Genomic DNA, 15,960 nt, shown 5'->3' on the forward strand with positions numbered 1-15,960 from the left:
GGCGCTACCTCAGACGCCCGCGTAGGAGTGCTTGCCGGTGACGAAGATGTTCACGCCGTAGTAGTTGAAGAGCCAGCAGCCGAAGGCGACGAGTGCCAGGGCCGCCGCCTTGCGGCCCTTCCAGCCGGCGGTGGCGCGGGCGTGGAGATAGCAGGCGTACGCGACCCAGGTGATGAAGGACCAGACCTCCTTGGGGTCCCAGCCCCAGTAGCGGCCCCAGGCGTCGCCCGCCCAGATCGCGCCCGCGATGATCGTGAAGGTCCACAGCGGGAAGACCGCCGCGTTGACGCGGTACGAGAACTTGTCGAGGGTCGCCGCGGCGGGCAGCCGCTCCATGACCGAGGTGCGCAGGGCGCCGGGCTTCTCGCCCCGGGCGACCTTGGCCTCGTAGAAGTCGCGCAGCAGGTAGAAGAGCGTGCCGACCGCGCCGAGGTAGAAGACCGCGCCGCACAGGATCGCGGTGGAGACGTGGATCCAGAGCCAGTACGAGTGCAGCGCCGGGACCAGTTGGTCGCTGTTGGTGTACAGCACCGTGGTGGCGATGCCGAGGTCCAGCAGAACCGTGGTGACCAGCGGCAGACCGATCCAGCGGACGTTCTTCCTGGCCACAAGGAAGCCGAGGTACGCGCCGACCGCCACCGTGGAGAAGGTGATGGAGAACTCGTACATGTTGCCCCAGGGGGCACGCTGCACCGACACCGCGCGGGCGACGACACCGGCTGCCTCGACGAAGAAGGCGAGCACGGTCAGCGAGACCGCGACCCGCCCGTACAGGTCGCCCTTCTCGGTGCCGCCGGCGGCGCCGGGCCCGTCCGGGACGTCGCGGGTGCCCGCCGCGGAGCGCGTGATCACCTTCGGCCTGTCCAGGACGGCGGTGCCACCGCTCTGGGACTTGACCTGGACCTGGACCGAGGAGGCACGCGAGGGTGCGCCGGTCAGCGCGGCGGCCGTGCGGCCGACCTTGCTGCGGCTGCCGAAGGTCCATTCCGCGATGTGCGCGAAGAAGGCCAGCGTGAAGACTGCCATCGACGAATAGATCAGCACATTGCTGATGTGCGCGAGATTCTCGTTGGTTGCGGCGGCGAGAGTCACTTCTCAGCCCCTTCGGCAGCTACGTCTGAGGGATCGGGCGCCGTCGGCGCCTGCGAGTTGAGGGTCAGGGCGAGATCACCCAGTTCTTCGGGAAGCTTCGCGGACTCGCTGCGGCCGAGGCCCGCCATTTCGACGACGGTGACGCCGTCCTCCCCCGTGACCGCCCGGACCCAGATCCGACGGCGCTGGATGAACAGCGATCCGACGAGGCCCGCGATGGCGGCGATCGCGCCGGTCAGCGCCCAGCCGGAGGCGGGCTGCCGCGAGATCTGGAAGGTCGCCCACTCCTTCACCTCCTTTTCGAAGGTGATGGAGCCGGCACCGTCCGGGAGCGTCATCCTCTCGCCGGGCAGGAGCCTCGCCTTGAGGATCTGACCCTTGGAGTCCTTGAACTGGGTCAGCTTGGAGGTGTCGAGCTGGTACACGTTCTGCGGCAGACCGGCGTCGACGCCGAGGCTGCCGTGGTAGCCGGTGAGCGCGAGCACCGGGAACTCCAGACCCGGGTACTGCGAGAACATCGATCCCTTGCCGGCGCCGCCGAAGGTCGGCACGAAGAAGGCCTGGAAGCCCAGCTGGTCCTTCTTGCGCGCCTTGTCGCGGTAGCCGTCCATGATCTTGATCGCGCCGGTCGACGTGACGTTGTTGTCGATCGGCAGCAACGGCACCGCGCCGCTGAAGACGACCTTGCCCCGGCCGTCCCGGACGGTGACCACGGGGGCGTATCCGTGCCCGTTGAGATAGACCTTCGTGCCGTCGACCACCAGGGGCTTGTTCACCTGGATCGTCGACTTCCTGTCCGGGCCGCCGCCCCGGCTGTAGGTGACGGCGGCCTCGTAGGTACGCGGGGTGCCGCGCTCCGGGCCGCTCTTGGCGTACGTACCGGTGAAGCTGTCCAGCCTGAAGGTGAACGGCGTGAGCTCGTCCGTGCTGAACAGCGAACCGGACTTGAAGTCGTCGTACTGGGTGAGCGTGTTGGAGAAGCCGTCGCCCTCGACGATCAGCTTGCCGCCCTCGGACTTGAAGAGCTGCCCGGCGGCGAAGGCCACCAGCATCACGATCAGCGCGATATGGAAGAGCAGATTGCCCGCCTCGCGGAGATAGCCCTTCTCGGCGGCGACCGCATCGCCGACGGTGTGGGCGCGGTAGCGGCGCTTCTTCAGCATCGCGAGCGCTGCCTCGCGCACCTCCTCGGGCCCGCTCTCGGTGCGCCAGGCGGTGTACGCGGGCAGCCGGGTCAGCCGTCCGGGCGCGCCCGGCGGACGGCCGCGGAGCTGACCGACGAACTGCCAGGAGCGCGGCACGATGCAGCCGATGAGCGAGACGAACAGCAGGATGTAGATCGCCGAGAACCACACGGAGCTGTAGACGTCGAAGAACTGCAGCTTCTCGTAGAGGGGCGAGACCGTCGGGTGGGCCTGCCGGAAGGTCTGCACCTTCAGCTCGTCCACGCTGTTCTGCGGGATCAGCGATCCGGGGATCGCGCCGAGCGAGAGCAGGAAGAGCAGGATCAGAGCGACCCGCATCGAGGTCAGCTGCCGCCAGAACCAGCGCGCCCAGCCGATGACACCGAGGGTGGGACCGCCGATGAGCTCCTCCGTGGGCGCGGTGGAGAGCTGCGCACCGGCCGCACCGAGATCCTTGCCGTCCGCCGCGTCGCGGTCGTCCCGCTGCTCTTCGGTCTCCGTCTTGCTCATGGAACTCAGATCCCCACCGTGAAGCCGTTGGTCCAGCCCTGCATGCTCTGCACCAGGCCGTCCCAGACGCCGGTCAGCAGCAGCAGACCGGTCGCGATCATCATGATCCCGCCGATCCGCATCACCCACGCGTAGTGGCGCTTGACCCAGCCGAACGCGCCGAGCGCCTTGCGGAAGGCCACGGCCGCGAGGACGAAGGGCAGCCCGAGGCCGACGCAGTACGCGACGGTCAGTATGGCCCCCCGGCTCGCACTCGCCTCCTGGGCGGCCAGCGCGTTGACGGAAGCGAGCGTCGGGCCGATGCAGGGAGTCCAGCCGACGCCGAAGAGCGCGCCCAGCAGCGGGGCACCGACCAGGCCGGTCACCGGCCGCTTGTGGATGCGGAACTCACGCTGGGTGAGCCAGGGCATCAGCCCCATGAAGAACACGCCCAGCAGGATCATCAGCACGCCGAGGATCTTGGAAAGCGTCTCCCTCTCGCCCTGGAGGGTCGCGCCGAAGTAGCCGAAGAGCGCGCCGCCGGAGACAAAGACGGCGGTGAAGCCCAGAACGAAGAGGGAGGCCCCCGCGACCATCCGGCCGCGCTTGGCCTCGGCGAGGTCGGTGCCGCTGACGCCGGTGACGTACGAGAGATAGCCCGGAACGAGCGGCAGCACGCAGGGCGAGAAGAAGGAGACGAGTCCGCCGAGGACGGCGATGGGCACGGCCAGCAGCAGCGCCCCGCTGAAGACCGTCGCGTTCATGCCCGTGGAGGAGGCGAGAACCTGCACAGGATCACTTCTCCGCGATCAGCGGATCGATGATCTTGTGGAGTTCGTCGGCGTCGAGCGCCTTCAGCGCGCGGGCCGCGATCTTCCCTTCGCGGTCGAGCACGATGGTGGAGGGAATGGCCTGTGGCATGAGGCTGCCCCGGGGGAAGCCATTGACGATCAGCTTGCCCATCGGGTCGTAAAGACTCGGGTAGTCGATCCCGTAGTCCTCTTCGAACGTGACCGCCTGGCCTTTGTTGGCGTCGCGGGTGTTGATCCCGACGAACTCCACGCCCTTCGCCTTGGTCTCCCGGGAGACCTTCGCGAAGTGCGGCGCCTCGGCCCGGCAGGGAGCACACCACGAGCCCCAGACGTTCATCACGACGACCTTGCCCTTGAGGTCGGCGACGTCCAGCCGCCTGCCCTCCAGCGTCTCGCCGGCGAGCTTCTTGGGGGCGGTGCGCTTGCCCTTGGCGGCGGTGGAGATACCGCCGGTACCGGCGACGAAGTTGGTGTCACCGCCGCCACCGGACTTTCCGCTGTCCGCGCCGTCACAGGCCGACAGGGTGAGCGCGCCGACAGCGACCACAGCGGTCAGCACGGCGGCGCGGGAGGCACGGACAAGGCTCATGTGAAAAGTTTCGCATGGCCGTTCCACGGATCATTCCGCGCCCCCCTGATGCCCGTAGAGCGGCGGGTCCGCCATGCCCGATCCGCCCTGTCCGAGCGAGCCGCAGCCCGCGATCCCGACCGCGGCTGCGGCTCCAGGTCCCGCCCCGAACAAACCCTTCGACTGATCTCGCGCATAGCGTCCCCCTCGTGCCCTGGCAGGGGTCTGGGGACTCGCACGTGTTTTCGTTGTCAACGGTTCGGGGGACGCTTCACGGACTACGCGCCGAATGCTTTCGACTTGCCTTTCACGGGCTTTGCGCCCGCGAGCAGATGCGCCGGGACAAGATCACGGGCGGGCTCGCTGTAACCGACGGAAACAATCCGGTCACCCTGAAATGTGAACGTGGTCAGGGAGGCGAGCGTGCACTGCCGGCGGCGCGGGTCGTGCCAGAGCCGGCGCCGCTCGACGAAGCTCCGCACGATCCAGATCGGCAGCTGATGGCTGACGCAGACCGCCTCGTGCCCACGGGCCGCGTCCTTCGCCGCGTTCAGCGCGCCCATCATCCGGACGACCTGGTCGACGTACGGCTCCCCCCACGACGGGCGGAACGGATTCGTCAGATGCTTCCAGTTGGCCGGCTTGCGCAGGGCGCCGTCGCCGACGCCGAAGGTCTTGCCCTCGAAGACGTTGGCGGCCTCGATCAGCCGGTCGTCGGTGTCGAGCGTGAGGCCGTGGCTCTTGGCGATCGGGCCGGCCGTCTCCTGGGCCCGCTCCAGCGACGAGGAGACGACATGGGTGATGTCGCGGCCCGCGAGATGCTCGGCGACCCGGTCGGCCATCTGCCGGCCGAGCTCGGAGAGGTGGTAACCGGTACGGCGGCCGTAGAGCACGCCGTCGGGGTTCTCCACCTCGCCGTGACGCATCACATGGACGACGGTGATGTCCTTGTCGTCGCTCATGCCGGCACCTCTGTCGCCTCGGCCGCGGCACGGGCGGCGGCCGGCAGCGCGGCGGTGATCCGCTCGATCGCCCGCTCGTCGTGCGCGGTCGACACGAACCACGACTCGAACGCGGACGGCGGCAGATAGACGCCCTGCGCCAGCATCGAGTGGAAGAAGGCGGTGAAGCGGAACGACTCCTGCTTCTTCGCGTCCTCGTAGCTGCGCACCTGCGAGCCCGTGAAGAAGACGGAGAACATGTTGCCCGCCGTCTGGAGCCGGTGGGCCACGCCTTCCTTGGTGAGCGCGTCCGTCACCAGGGACTGGATCTCCGCGGAGACGGCGTCGACCTTCTCGTACGCGGCGTCGTCCAGCAGCCGGAGCTGGGCGAGCCCGGCGGCGGTGGCGACGGGGTTACCGGAGAGGGTGCCCGCCTGGTAGACGGGACCGGCCGGAGCGAGGTGCGCCATGACGTCCTTCCGGCCCCCGAAGGCCGCGGCCGGGAAGCCGCCGCCCATGACCTTGCCGAAGGTCATCAGGTCGGGCGCGACGCCGTCGATGCCGTACCAGCCGGCCTTGGACGTACGGAACCCGGTCATGACCTCGTCGGAGATGTACAGCGCGCCGTTCTTCGCACAGGCGGCCCTGAGTCCCTCGTTGAAGCCCGGGCCCGGCGGAACCACGCCCATGTTGCCCGGCGACGCCTCGGTGATCACACAGGCGATCTCGCCGGGGTGCGCGCGGAAGGCCTCGTGCACCGCCTCCAGGTCGTTGTACGGCAGCACGATCGTGTCGCCGGTCTGCGCGCCCGTGACCCCGGGCGTGTCCGGCAGCCCGAAGGTCGCCACTCCCGAGCCGGCCGCGGCGAGCAACGCGTCCACGTGGCCGTGGTAGCAGCCGGCGAACTTCACGACCTTGGCGCGACCGGTGAAGCCGCGGGCCAGCCGGATCGCGGACATCGTCGCTTCGGTACCGCTCGACACCAGCCGCACCTGCTCCACCGGCTCGATCCGGGACACGATCTCCTCGGCGAGGGCGACCTCGCCCTCGCCGGGCGTACCGAAGGAGGTCCCGCGGGCGACGGCGGCCTGCACGGCCTCGATGACGGCCGGGTGGGAGTGCCCGAGGATCATCGGGCCCCATGAGCAGACGAGGTCGACATACTCGCGCCCGTCCGCGTCGGTGAGGTACGGGCCGGTACCGGACACCATGAACCTGGGCGTGCCGCCCACGGCCCGGAAGGCCCGTACGGGAGAGTTGACGCCGCCGGGCGTCACCAGGGACGCGCGGTCGAAAAGCGTCTGCGAAACTGGGGCTTCGTATGAATACGCCACTTTGGTCCTGATCTGGAATCGGGTGTTCGGGGAGCCGGGACGGAGGATCTCGGCCACCGCTGAGCAGGGAGCGCGGTCTCCTCGTATTACGAAAGGGCGTCACCACGCTCGCGTCTGCGAAACTGGGGCGACACAGGGAAAGCTCACGGAATCCATGGTGTCAGAGCCCGGGACGTTCTTGCGGACGGGTGTTTCACAACACGTTCGTGGGGGAGGTCACTGTCACGATGATCGGGTTGCACGGCGGGGGCTGCGAGTGGTCGGGTGGAGATATGCATCGCGGTGGCGGACTGGGCGAGGGGACCGACGACCTGGGTCCTGAGCCTGCCCGGCGGGGAAAACACCGGCGAGGCGAATCGAGCGTGCCCGAGTCGGGAGCGCACGAACCCATGGGAAGCAGGAGCGGCCGAGTGGGGGTGACCTACAAATACTTCGGCGCACCCGACGGAGCCACGGCGGCACGGGTGCCCATCTCGATGCGCCCCGAGGAACTGGGCGGCGACGAACTCGGCATGGGCGGAATGTTCGCCAAGATCAAGCCGGAGACCATAGCCGCGATGGTGCTGACCGGAATCCAGGGCATGCCGCTGAACAAGGTGCCGCCGCTGGAGCTGGTGGTGCTCCACCCCGACTATGCGGTGGTCAAGCTTCCGATGACGGTGGTCGACCCGCTGCGGGACATCGGCGAGGAGTCGGTGGGCGCGGCGGCCTTCATATGGTCGACGGTCCCGGACCGGGGCGGTCCGCGGGACGCCTTCAACGTCTACCAACTGCTGCACGAATGGCAGGATTTCAGCCATCGTCTGCATGAGGCGGGACACCAGCCGTACTGCTTGGTGTGGCCCTGACTCGGTGTGGCACTGACCGGCGCGACCTGACCTGATGCGGCCCTGACCTGGGATTTCCCGGGTCCTGGTGGCGTTTCGGGTCACCGACGTGATCCCCGCGTCCAACAGGACCCCGCGGCGTTCCGCCGGGCGATCGACGGCGCCGGGCGAGCCGTGGAGGGCTCGCAGAGACTCCGGCCTCGGCTGACGGATCGTCACCACCGGTGCCGGCAGCGGGCGGAGACCCGGACGCCGCGCCACGCGGCCCTGAGCCTCAGTCCTCCACCGTGGTGAGCTTGTCCGGGTTGCGCACCACATCGACCGACGTGATGCGGTCGGCATCGACCGTGAAGGACACCACCGAGAGCAGCCCCTGCGCGTCGTGGACGACGAGCCCCGGCGCGCCGTTGACCTGGGCCGGACGCAGATCGCGGGGCGGTAGCCGGGTGAAGGCGAGCAGCACACGGGCCACCTTCTGCGCCCCCTGCTCGACATGGCGCAGCGCGGTGACCTTGCCGCCGCCGTCTCCGCGCAGCCGGACGTCCGGATCGAGCAGCGCGACCAGCCCCTCCAGATCGCCCTCCTGGCACGCCGCCGCGAACGCGTCCACGAGTTCCCGTTGCTGGGCCGCGGTGGGCGGGAAGCGCGGCCTGCCCTCCTCGACATCGCGCCGGGCGCGGGCGGCGAGCTGGCGCACGGCGGCCGGAGTACGGCCGACGACGCCGGCGACCTCGTCGAAGGACACGCCGAAGACGTCGTGGAGCAGAAATGCGGTGCGCTGCGCCGGTGACAGCTGCTCCAGTACGACCAGAAGCGCCATGCTCACGGACTCGTCCAGGGTGACCCGCTCGGCGGGGTCGTCCTCGACGGGGGACTCGACCAGCGGCTCGGGAAGCCAGGTCCCGACGTAGCGCTCGCGCCGGACACGGGCGCTGCCGAGGACGTCGAGGGCGATACGGCCCACGGTGGTCGTGAGCCAGGCGCGCAGGTCCCGGATCGCGCCGGGGTCGTCGAGACCGCACAGCCTCAGCCATGCCTCCTGGACGCAGTCCTCGGCCTCGGTGAGCCGGCCGGTCGTCAAATAGGCCACCCGCAGAAGGTGCGGTCGCTCCTGCTCGAAGGCGTCCGCGAGGGTGGCTTCGTCGGAGGGGGTGAGCTCGGGGCGGGGCGGAACAGCGCCGGGGGCCGACCCGTCGGCGTCGGCAGAGCCGGGGCCAGGGCCAGGGCCAGGGCCGGAGCCGGGGAGGGAGCCAGGGCCAGGGCGGGCAGCGCCGGAGCCGGAGCCGGGGCGGGGCTCACCTGCAGAGGGGCTTGGCTCATGAGCACCGGGGCCGGACCGGCGGACGCCGGAGCCGCTCGGGGACGGCCTGGGGCCGTGGCCGAGCCCTTCGTCCCGTACGGGCCGGGGCTGCGGCGACTCGTCGCCCCCGGAGTTCATCACCGCTTCCCCCTACCCCGCCGGTCCGAACGCGAAGGCTCCGAACGCGAGGACACCGGCCGCGAAGACTCCGCCGCCGGTCCGCCCGCTGATCCGGCCGCCGTCGGCCCGGCCGCCGCCCGGTCCCGCAGCCACTCCTCGAACGGCACCTTCCCCCGTACGTCCGGCCGCTCCAGCGTCGCCACACCGGCCCGCAGCCCCCGCCCCGCCTTCCCCGGCAAGGGCAACGGCAGCAGCAACGCCCGCCTGCCGGTGACCGACTTCCAGGTGCGGGCGAGTGTCCGGGCGTCGACGGTCTCGGGGCCGGTCACCTCGAAGCGTCCGCGCAACGGCGGCCTCTCGGCGACATCGGCGACGGCCCGCGCCGCCTCCGCGCACGCGACCGGCTGCACCAGCGCCTTCGGCACCGGCAGCACCTTCCAGCGCGCGCCCGCCGTGAACACCGTGTCCAGCAGGTCGTGGAACTGCGTGGCGCGTACGACGGTCCAGGGCACCGGGCCCCGCTCCACGACGCTCTCCTGCTCGGTCTTGACCTTGAAGTAGCCCATCGGCACCTGGTCGCAGCCGACGATGGACACACAGACGTGGTGGCGCACACCCGCGGCATCCTCCGCGGCCAGCAGCCGACGCGAGCCGTCGACGAGTGTGCGGGCCGCGTCCTTCGTCGACGCCCGGCTGTTGCTCGCGTCGACCACGGCGTCGCAGCCCGCGAGCGCCTCGTCCAGCCCTTCCCCGGTGGTCAGGTCGACCCGGTACTCCGGGGAGCGGCGGCTGAGCACCCGTACCTCGTGCCCGCGCGAACGCAGCTCGTCGGCGACCTGCCGACCCAGGGTTCCTGTTCCTCCGGCAATGGCGATCCTCATGCTTCCAGGACGACACAGTCTGCCGCCGTGTGACATCCGGAGCTGCGCCGGATGAGAGCGGGCCCCGCGAGGCCCGACCCGCGCGAGAGCCCGCCTGACGAGCGCCCCGCCGCGTGAGAGCCCACCACCGGAGGGGAACCGCGCCGGTGAGTGCCCCTGCCCGCCGAAGCGTCAGGCGGGCTGCCAGTGCGGGTCGCGGCCGGTCATCGCGAGCACCTTGTCGAAGCCGGGTGCGTCGTCCGGGACGGGGACCGGCTCGCCGAAGACGCCGCCCTTGCGGGCCATCGGCGCCATTGCGGCCAGCGAGGGCACCAGCTCGTCCACCACGACGGGGTCGGGCGTGAACTCCTGCCCGGTGGCCCGGGCGAGGTCCCAGGCATGCACGGTCAGATCGCCCAGCACCATGTGGCCCACGGTCCTGGCCGGCAGACCCATCGTCCCCGCGGTGCCCTCCTCGGCGCCGGGGACGGCCCAGGCCGCGACGAGCACCCCGGTCTCGTCGGCGAACCGGGACCTCCAGTCGCCGTCGGTGTAGTGCCGGACGGAGGAGAAGTCGGCTTCCTTCCGCGCTGCCAGGGCCTGGAAGTTGATCACCACCTGCATGAGGTGATCGACGAGAGTGCGTACGTCGTACTCGGCGCAGGGAGTCGGGTCGGCGAGCTGACCGTCGGTGATGCCGCGTACCACCGGTACGGCGCGCCCGGCCGCCGCTTCGAGCAGGTTGCTGATGGTGTCCGTCATGGGGCGAGGCTAGATCTGGCCGGAACCTGCGTATTGAACAAACGCGACATAGGATCCGCGGCATGGCCGGTCCTCGACGCGACACCAGGGGCATCGTCGAAGCCCGCGAACTCTTCTCGCGCGTGCACTTCCGCCGCCGCGAACCCGCGCCCGCCCTGCGCCCGTATCTCGAGCACTACTGGCTCATCGACTGGGACCTGCCGGAGCCGTACGCCTCCCACGTGGTGCCGCACCCGTCCGTGAACGTCGTCTTCCAGCAGTACGGCGACGAGCGGCCGTGGGGGGAGGTCGCGGGCATCGGCCTGGAGCTCTTCACGCAGAAGCTGGAGGGGCGGGGGCGGGTGTGCGGGGTGCAGTTCCGTCCCGGCGGATTCAGGCCGTTCGCTCCTGAGCGTCCGGTGTCGGAGTGGACCGGGCGGCGGGTGCCCGTCGCGGACGTGCTGGCGGGCGGGACCACGGCGGCCGGCCCCGTCCTGGGGCCGGAGTCGGAGGACGCGCGGGTCGCCGCGCTCGACTCGTTCCTGCTGGGCCTCGATCCGCGGGCGGACCCTCAGGCGCTGCGCGCGATGGAGCTGGTCGAACTGGTCCGCAGCGACCGTACGATCCGGCGCGTCGCCGAGCTGGCGGAGGCCGAAGGGGTCTCGGCGCGTTCGCTTCAGCGGCTCTTCGCCGCGTACGTCGGCGTCGGCCCCAAGTGGGTCATCCTGCGCTACCGCATCCACGAGGCGCTGGAGCGGGCCGAGGAGGGCGACGGCGCGGAGTCCGGCCCGGACTGGGCGGCGCTCGCGGCCGAGCTCGGCTACAGCGATCAGGCGCATCTCGTACGCGACTTCACGGCGACGGTGGGCGTGCCGCCGACCTCCTATACACGCCCGGCAGGTCAGTAGTTCCCGGTGACTCCGACGGCGCCCGTGCCATGGGCGGCGGCGTACCAGAGCACCCGCAGCGGCCCTTCCAGCAGTGTGTACGCCGCGAACTCGGGCTCGTCGCTCATGGCGGACATCCACGCGTCGACGCGGGCGAGGATCTCGGTACGGCGGGGCCCGGTGACGGCGAGCACGGACTCGACGTGCGGGAGGACGGCGCGCACCTCGGCCGCCGTCAGCAGGAAGTCGCCGAACCAGCCGGGGAGCCGGGCCGCATCCTGCGCGCCGAGGCCGTAACAGAGAGCGGTTGCGGGATCACCCTTGCGCGCCGCGGCGACGAAGGAGGCAGCTCCCTCCGCGCCGCGGAGCAGATCCATGCCCGCCGCCTTCATCGCGGCAACGGCCGGAGCGCTGGGGCCGCCGCTGCGCGCGAACGCGGCGAACCTCAGGGCGGCGCGCGTGGGCGCGGGCGTGAAGTACGGCTCACGATCGCCGCCGCCGAGCCACCACGCCAGATCCTCGGCATAGCCGGGCGGCATGACCCACGCGCCCTCCATGTCGGCGAAGCGCCCGGGCAGCGCGGCGACTTGGGCGTCGGGGACGGCTCCGGTCGCCCAGACACCGGTGATGCTCATCCTCGGGACCCCCGATTGTCGGACCCTCGTCCTACAGTGCGTGACATGGAGATCAAAGCACCGGCGGTACGGATCGAGCCATGGTCCGAGGACGACTTCGCCCTGCTCCGGGCGGCGAACGCACCGGCGTTGATGGATCACCTGGGAGGCCCGGAGACGGAGGAACAGCTGGTCAAACGCCACCAGCGCTATGTGGATCTCAGCTCGGACCGGACGGGGAAGGGCCGGATGTACCGCATCGTGCTGCTCACGGACGGGGAGGGCCCGGACGGCCGGAGCGCGGACGGCTCCGGTGTCCGGGGCGGGGAGAGCCCGGCCGCGGGCACGGTCGGCTTCTGGGAACAGACCTGGAACGGCGAGCAGGTGTACGAGACGGGCTGGAGCGTCCTCCCGGCCTTCCAGGGGTTGGGCATAGCCACGGCGGCCACGCTCGCGGTGGTCGAGCGGGCGCGGGCGGAGCACAGGCACCGCTATCTCCACGCGTTTCCTTCCGTCGACAACGGGCCGTCGAACGCGGTGTGCAGGAAGGCGGGCTTCGTGCTGATGGGCGAATGCGACTTCGAGTACCCGCCGGGCAACGTCGCGCGCTCGAACGACTGGCGGCTGGACCTGCGGGCGTCGACTCCCTGACGCCGGGGAGGACGGCCCAGAGGGAACGTCCGTCCTCCCCGGCCCGCTTGACGAGGAGGCTCTCGTCACGGATATTTATCTGCGTCGCGCAGATTCTGCGCTACGCCAGGCAATTGGGAGTTACGGCTGCGCGGGCGTGCCGCCGCGCGCCCTTGTCGCCGATGCGGCCCCGGCCGCCGCCCGAGCCCCGTCTCCCGCCAGTCCCCCAAGGAGTCACCACCATGACCAGTGCCCTCGACAGCGCCGTCCTCGTCACCGGAAGCCGCGGCCGCGTCGGCTCCGCCCTCATCTCCCTGCTGCACGCGGCCGGCATCCCCGTTCGCGCCGCGTCCGCCGCCCCCGAGAAACTCAGGCTCCCCCCGGGCGTCGACCCGGTCCGGTGCGCCCTCGACGATCCCGCGACCTTCCCGGCCGCCCTGGAATCCGTCACATCCGTCTTCCTCTACGCCGAGCCCTCGCACATCGACGCCTTCCTCGACGCGGCCGAAGCGGCCGGCGTCGAGCACATCGTGCTCCTCTCCTCCAGCTCCGTGCTCGACCCCGATGCCGCCGAAAACCCGATCGCCGCGACCCATCTCAAGGTCGAGCGGGCGCTCGCCGCCTCCCCCCTGCCGACAACCGTCCTCCAGCCCGGCGCGTTCGCGGCCAACGCCTTCCAGTGGCGGTGGGCACTTGAGTCCAGCGGTTCCATCGACCTTCCGTACCCCGGCAGTTATGGCGATCCGATCCATGAACGCGACATCGCCGAAGCCGCGCTGGCGCTGCTCACCCAGCCCCGGCTGCGCGGCAGGACCTACCATCTGACCGGCCCCGAGTCCCTCACCTTCACCGAGCAGCTCACCGTTCTCGGCCGCGCCGTCGGCCGCCCCTTCCCCTTCAACGCCGTGACGCGCGAGGCATGGAAGGCATCGATGTCCGGATACATGTCCGACGCCTTCGCGGACGGACTGCTCAACTACTGGGCCTCGACGGACGGTTCGCCCGCACCCCTCACCCGCACCGTGGAGGAGCTGACCGGGCACCCGGCGCGCACCTTCGCCGAGTGGGCCGAGGAGAACGCGGATGCCTTCCACGCCGCCCGATGACATGCTGGCGGCGTGAACGGACCGGAAATCCATCTCAGCGTCGCCCCTGAGCTGCGCCTCTTCGTCCCTTCCGAGCGGCGCCAGGGTCCTACGGCCCTGGTCACCGACGGATCGTCGACGCTCGGCCATGTCATCGAGTCACTCGGCGTCCCGCTCACCGAGGCGGGCAGGCTGCTCGTCGACGGCCGCGAGGTTTCCGTCTCCCACATCCCGCGCGCGGGCGAGAGCGTGGAGGTGTACAGCGTGGAGCGGCCCCAGCGGGTCAGCGGCGCCCCGCTGCGCTTCCTGCTCGACGTCCACCTCGGCACGCTGGCGCGGCGGCTGCGGCTCCTGGGCGTGGACGCGGCGTACGAGAACGAGGACATCGGCGACCCGGCGCTGGCCACCCTTTCGGCGAAGGAGCGGCGCGTGCTGCTCTCGCGGGACCGCGGGCTGCTGCGGCGGAGGGAGATCTGGGCGGGTGCGTACATCTACAGCGACCGGCCGGACGACCAACTGCGCGACGTACTGGAGCGGTTCGCGCCCGCACTGGCGCCGTGGACCCGCTGCACGGCCTGCAACGGCCGACTGACCGAAGCCGACAAGGACTCGGTCCAGGACCAGTTGCAGCAGGGCACGCAGCGCTCGTACGACGTGTTCGCGCAGTGCACGGCCTGCGAGCGGGTGTACTGGCGGGGCGCGCACCATGCACGCCTGGAGGCGATCGTCGAAGAGGCCCTGAGGGAATTCGGCGGCGCGGCAGCTTAGCGGGCCCCGACCGGTCCCACCCGACCTGCCGGTTCCTCGGCGCCTCTGCTCCCACCGAACCCGCCGGTCCCACCCGACCTGCCGGTTCCTCGGCGCCTCTGGTCCCACCGAACCCGCCGGTCCCACCCGACCTGCCGGTTCCTCGGCGCCTCTGGTCCCACCGAACCCGCCGGTCCCACCCGACCCAACGGCGCCTCCGGTCCTACCCCACCCACCGAACCCGCCCGTTCGCCGAGGCGCCCAGGGCGGCCCGGCCCCGGGCAGCGCCACCTGCGCCAGGGTGAGCACATCAAGCCCGTTGAGGTCCTCCCGACGAAGTCCGGGAGGACCCTTGAAGCCGCGCCCGAAGGGCGTACGGCGCGCGACGGGGGCACCCCGGCAGAGCCACCACCTCGCCGCGCGGCCAGCGCGCCCGCAGCCGGTCCGCGCTCCGCCGCGCCCCCGCGGTGCCCGGCGCCCGCGGTGCCCGCGTCAGAGCTCGCCGCTCCTCAGGCGCTCGATCTGCGCCGCGCTGAGGTCGACCGTCCGCCGCATGTGGGTGGTGAGGAGGGCGATCTCCTCGTCGCTATACGCGTCGAACATCGCGTACCAGGAGCCGTTGAGCTTCTGCCAGACCTCGCCGAACTCCGCCATCCGCTCGGGCACCAGCGTGACCAGCACGCGCCGCCGGTCCTCGGCGTCGCGTTCGCGCGTGACGTAGCCGGCCCGCTCCAGCCGGTCGACCAGCCGCGTCGCGGAGCCGGTGGTCAGACCGGTCAGCTCGGCGACGCGCCCGGTGGTGACGGGGCCCCGCTCCAGCGCCAGCAGATTGAGACACTGCAGGTCGGTCGGGTGGAGCCGCAGATGATCGGCGAGGGCCTGGTTGAACAGCGCGTACGAGGCCATGTACCGGCGCGAGGCGGAGGACAGCTCGTCCATCAGCCTGCCGCGCCCGCCCGCATTCTTCTGCGTCATGCAGATACTGTACGAGCCAAGGGCACTCGGCACTGCCCTGGGGCACGCCCGGGGAGGGGTCCGCAAAGTATCGGCGCCCACGCCAAGGGCGTCGCGGACCAAACGACCAGGCGGGACTTCGCGGACCCGGTCTAAGGGCCTTCCGCGGTCAGATACCGCTGAACCGTCGGTGCCAGCCAGGCGATCACCTCGTCCCGGCTCATGTCGACGGCGGGCGGGAAGCGCAGTACGAACCGCGTGAGCGCCATCCCCAGAATCTGCGAGGCGACGAGCGCGGCACGCCGGGGAGCGTCGGCGGGGTCCGGGCAGACACCCGCGGCGAGCGGCCCGATCTGCCCCTTGAAGATCTCGTGCGCACGCTCGGCCGCGGCCGCGTTGGTGACGCTCGCACGCAGCAGGGCGGTCAGCACCTCGTCCCGCTCCCACCGGTCGAGGAAGTGGGAGACGAGGACCGCGCCTATGTGCTTGCCGGGCAGGGCGCCCAACTCCGGCAGGCGCAGGTCGAATTCGGAGGCGGCGGCGAACAGTCCCTCCTTGTTGCCGTAGTAGCGCATGACCATCGACGGATCGATGCCGGCGTCGCGGGCAATGGCGCGGATGGTGGCGCGCTCGTATCCGTCGGCCGCGAAGCGCTCGCGCGCGGCTTCGAGGATCGCGGCCCTGGTGGCATCGGAGCGGCGGGGGCCGCCGGGGGCTTCCGTCTTCATGCCAACAACTGTAGGCCAACAAGTGTTGACATGCCAGACCCGGCGGC

16 protein-coding genes and 1 pseudogene are annotated in these 15,960 nt (G+C 70.9%); 5 read left to right on the plus strand and 12 right to left on the minus strand.

Annotation, left to right across the window (positions count from 1 at the left end; genetic code table 11):
* Nucleotides 1-9: 9 nt before the first annotated feature.
* From ccsB to hemL, 6 genes are all read right to left on the minus strand, one after another.
* Nucleotides 10-1,092: a c-type cytochrome biogenesis protein CcsB gene (gene ccsB / locus OG293_RS14625; protein ID WP_405999229.1), complete on the minus strand. Its 1,083-nt coding sequence runs from the start codon at nucleotides 1,090-1,092 to the stop codon at nucleotides 10-12.
* Nucleotides 1,089-2,786, minus strand: coding sequence for a cytochrome c biogenesis protein ResB (locus OG293_RS14630; protein WP_405999230.1), 1,698 nt, complete (start codon nucleotides 2,784-2,786; stop codon nucleotides 1,089-1,091). Before OG293_RS14630 ends, ccsB begins: the two co-directional genes overlap by 4 nt.
* A 5-nt stretch (nucleotides 2,787-2,791) precedes the next feature.
* Nucleotides 2,792-3,529, minus strand: coding sequence for a cytochrome c biogenesis CcdA family protein (locus tag OG293_RS14635; protein ID WP_406003595.1), 738 nt, complete (start codon nucleotides 3,527-3,529; stop codon nucleotides 2,792-2,794).
* A gap of 31 nt (nucleotides 3,530-3,560) precedes the next feature.
* A complete protein-coding gene (locus OG293_RS14640) occupies nucleotides 3,561-4,166 on the minus strand; it encodes a TlpA family protein disulfide reductase (RefSeq protein ID WP_405999231.1) in 606 nt (201 codons plus the stop codon).
* Between the two features lie 257 nt (nucleotides 4,167-4,423).
* Nucleotides 4,424-5,107: a histidine phosphatase family protein gene (locus tag OG293_RS14645; protein ID WP_405999232.1), complete on the minus strand. Its 684-nt coding sequence runs from the start codon at nucleotides 5,105-5,107 to the stop codon at nucleotides 4,424-4,426.
* Nucleotides 5,104-6,420: a glutamate-1-semialdehyde 2,1-aminomutase gene (gene hemL, locus OG293_RS14650; protein ID WP_406003596.1), complete on the minus strand. Its 1,317-nt coding sequence runs from the start codon at nucleotides 6,418-6,420 to the stop codon at nucleotides 5,104-5,106. Before hemL ends, OG293_RS14645 begins: the two co-directional genes overlap by 4 nt.
* A gap of 272 nt (nucleotides 6,421-6,692) precedes the next feature.
* Here hemL and OG293_RS14655 point away from each other — a divergent pair, with 272 nt between their 5' ends.
* Entirely contained in the window at nucleotides 6,693-7,268 is a 576-nt protein-coding gene (locus OG293_RS14655) for a hypothetical protein (RefSeq protein WP_406003597.1), read from the plus strand.
* 253 nt (nucleotides 7,269-7,521) lie between these two features.
* Here the strand turns inward: OG293_RS14655 and sigJ are convergent.
* The 3 genes and pseudogenes from sigJ to OG293_RS14670 form a co-directional block, all read right to left on the minus strand.
* Nucleotides 7,522-8,388 (minus strand): annotated as a pseudogene (gene sigJ / locus OG293_RS14660) (RNA polymerase sigma factor SigJ); the annotation flags it as partial.
* A gap of 296 nt (nucleotides 8,389-8,684) precedes the next feature.
* Entirely contained in the window at nucleotides 8,685-9,548 is an 864-nt protein-coding gene (locus OG293_RS14665; RefSeq protein ID WP_405999233.1) for an SDR family oxidoreductase, read from the minus strand.
* 171 nt (nucleotides 9,549-9,719) lie between these two features.
* A complete protein-coding gene (locus OG293_RS14670; RefSeq protein WP_405999234.1) occupies nucleotides 9,720-10,289 on the minus strand; it encodes a TIGR03086 family metal-binding protein in 570 nt (189 codons plus the stop codon).
* A gap of 62 nt (nucleotides 10,290-10,351) precedes the next feature.
* On the opposite strand from OG293_RS14670, the gene OG293_RS14675 reads away from it, so the two are divergent.
* The gene (locus OG293_RS14675; protein ID WP_405999235.1) at nucleotides 10,352-11,176 is read left to right on the plus strand and encodes a DUF6597 domain-containing transcriptional factor; all 825 of its coding nucleotides are present in this window, start codon (nucleotides 10,352-10,354) and stop codon (nucleotides 11,174-11,176) included.
* Here OG293_RS14675 and OG293_RS14680 read toward each other — a convergent pair.
* On the minus strand, nucleotides 11,170-11,790 hold the full coding sequence (locus OG293_RS14680; protein WP_405999236.1) for a hypothetical protein: 621 nt from the start codon (nucleotides 11,788-11,790) through the stop codon (nucleotides 11,170-11,172). The two genes, OG293_RS14675 and OG293_RS14680, sit on opposite strands and share 7 nt — an antisense overlap.
* A 45-nt stretch (nucleotides 11,791-11,835) precedes the next feature.
* Between OG293_RS14680 and OG293_RS14685 the strand changes: the two genes are divergently transcribed.
* The 3 genes from OG293_RS14685 to OG293_RS14695 all read left to right on the plus strand — a co-directional run bounded on the left by OG293_RS14685 (nucleotide 11,836) and on the right by OG293_RS14695 (nucleotide 14,252).
* Nucleotides 11,836-12,420, plus strand: coding sequence for a GNAT family N-acetyltransferase (locus tag OG293_RS14685; protein ID WP_405999237.1), 585 nt, complete (start codon nucleotides 11,836-11,838; stop codon nucleotides 12,418-12,420).
* A 221-nt stretch (nucleotides 12,421-12,641) separates the two neighbouring features.
* Entirely contained in the window at nucleotides 12,642-13,505 is an 864-nt protein-coding gene (locus OG293_RS14690) for an NAD(P)H-binding protein (protein WP_405999238.1), read from the plus strand.
* Between the two features lie 12 nt (nucleotides 13,506-13,517).
* A complete protein-coding gene (locus OG293_RS14695; protein WP_405999239.1) occupies nucleotides 13,518-14,252 on the plus strand; it encodes a Mut7-C RNAse domain-containing protein in 735 nt (244 codons plus the stop codon).
* 471 nt (nucleotides 14,253-14,723) lie between these two features.
* Here the strand turns inward: OG293_RS14695 and OG293_RS14700 are convergent, their stop codons facing one another.
* Together OG293_RS14700 and OG293_RS14705 are read right to left on the minus strand one after the other, a co-directional pair.
* Entirely contained in the window at nucleotides 14,724-15,206 is a 483-nt protein-coding gene (locus OG293_RS14700; protein ID WP_405999240.1) for a MarR family winged helix-turn-helix transcriptional regulator, read from the minus strand.
* A gap of 131 nt (nucleotides 15,207-15,337) precedes the next feature.
* A complete protein-coding gene (locus tag OG293_RS14705) occupies nucleotides 15,338-15,913 on the minus strand; it encodes a TetR family transcriptional regulator (RefSeq protein WP_405999241.1) in 576 nt (191 codons plus the stop codon).
* Nucleotides 15,914-15,960: the final 47 nt, after the last annotated feature.

Origin of the sequence: Streptomyces sp. NBC_00829 (assembly GCF_045161795.1) — a bacterium.
GTDB lineage: Bacteria > Actinomycetota > Actinomycetes > Streptomycetales > Streptomycetaceae > Streptomyces.

Bases quoted from the DNA above. Each gene is read 5' to 3' on its own strand.
- OG293_RS14630 (WP_405999230.1), bottom strand. From the start codon at position 2,786: ATGAGCAAGACGGAGACCGAAGAGCAGCGGGACGACCGCGACGCGGCG.
- OG293_RS14635 (WP_406003595.1), bottom strand. From the start codon at position 3,529: ATGAACGCGACGGTCTTCAGCGGGGCGCTGCTGCTGGCCGTGCCCATC.
- OG293_RS14640 (WP_405999231.1), bottom strand. From the start codon at position 4,166: ATGAGCCTTGTCCGTGCCTCCCGCGCCGCCGTGCTGACCGCTGTGGTC.
- OG293_RS14645 (WP_405999232.1), bottom strand. From the start codon at position 5,107: ATGAGCGACGACAAGGACATCACCGTCGTCCATGTGATGCGTCACGGC.
- OG293_RS14655 (WP_406003597.1), top strand. From the start codon at position 6,693: ATGCATCGCGGTGGCGGACTGGGCGAGGGGACCGACGACCTGGGTCCT.
- OG293_RS14665 (WP_405999233.1), bottom strand. From the start codon at position 9,548: ATGAGGATCGCCATTGCCGGAGGAACAGGAACCCTGGGTCGGCAGGTC.
- OG293_RS14670 (WP_405999234.1), bottom strand. From the start codon at position 10,289: ATGACGGACACCATCAGCAACCTGCTCGAAGCGGCGGCCGGGCGCGCC.
- OG293_RS14675 (WP_405999235.1), top strand. From the start codon at position 10,352: ATGGCCGGTCCTCGACGCGACACCAGGGGCATCGTCGAAGCCCGCGAA.
- OG293_RS14680 (WP_405999236.1), bottom strand. From the start codon at position 11,790: ATGAGCATCACCGGTGTCTGGGCGACCGGAGCCGTCCCCGACGCCCAA.
- OG293_RS14685 (WP_405999237.1), top strand. From the start codon at position 11,836: ATGGAGATCAAAGCACCGGCGGTACGGATCGAGCCATGGTCCGAGGAC.
- OG293_RS14690 (WP_405999238.1), top strand. From the start codon at position 12,642: ATGACCAGTGCCCTCGACAGCGCCGTCCTCGTCACCGGAAGCCGCGGC.
- OG293_RS14700 (WP_405999240.1), bottom strand. From the start codon at position 15,206: ATGACGCAGAAGAATGCGGGCGGGCGCGGCAGGCTGATGGACGAGCTG.
- OG293_RS14705 (WP_405999241.1), bottom strand. From the start codon at position 15,913: ATGAAGACGGAAGCCCCCGGCGGCCCCCGCCGCTCCGATGCCACCAGG.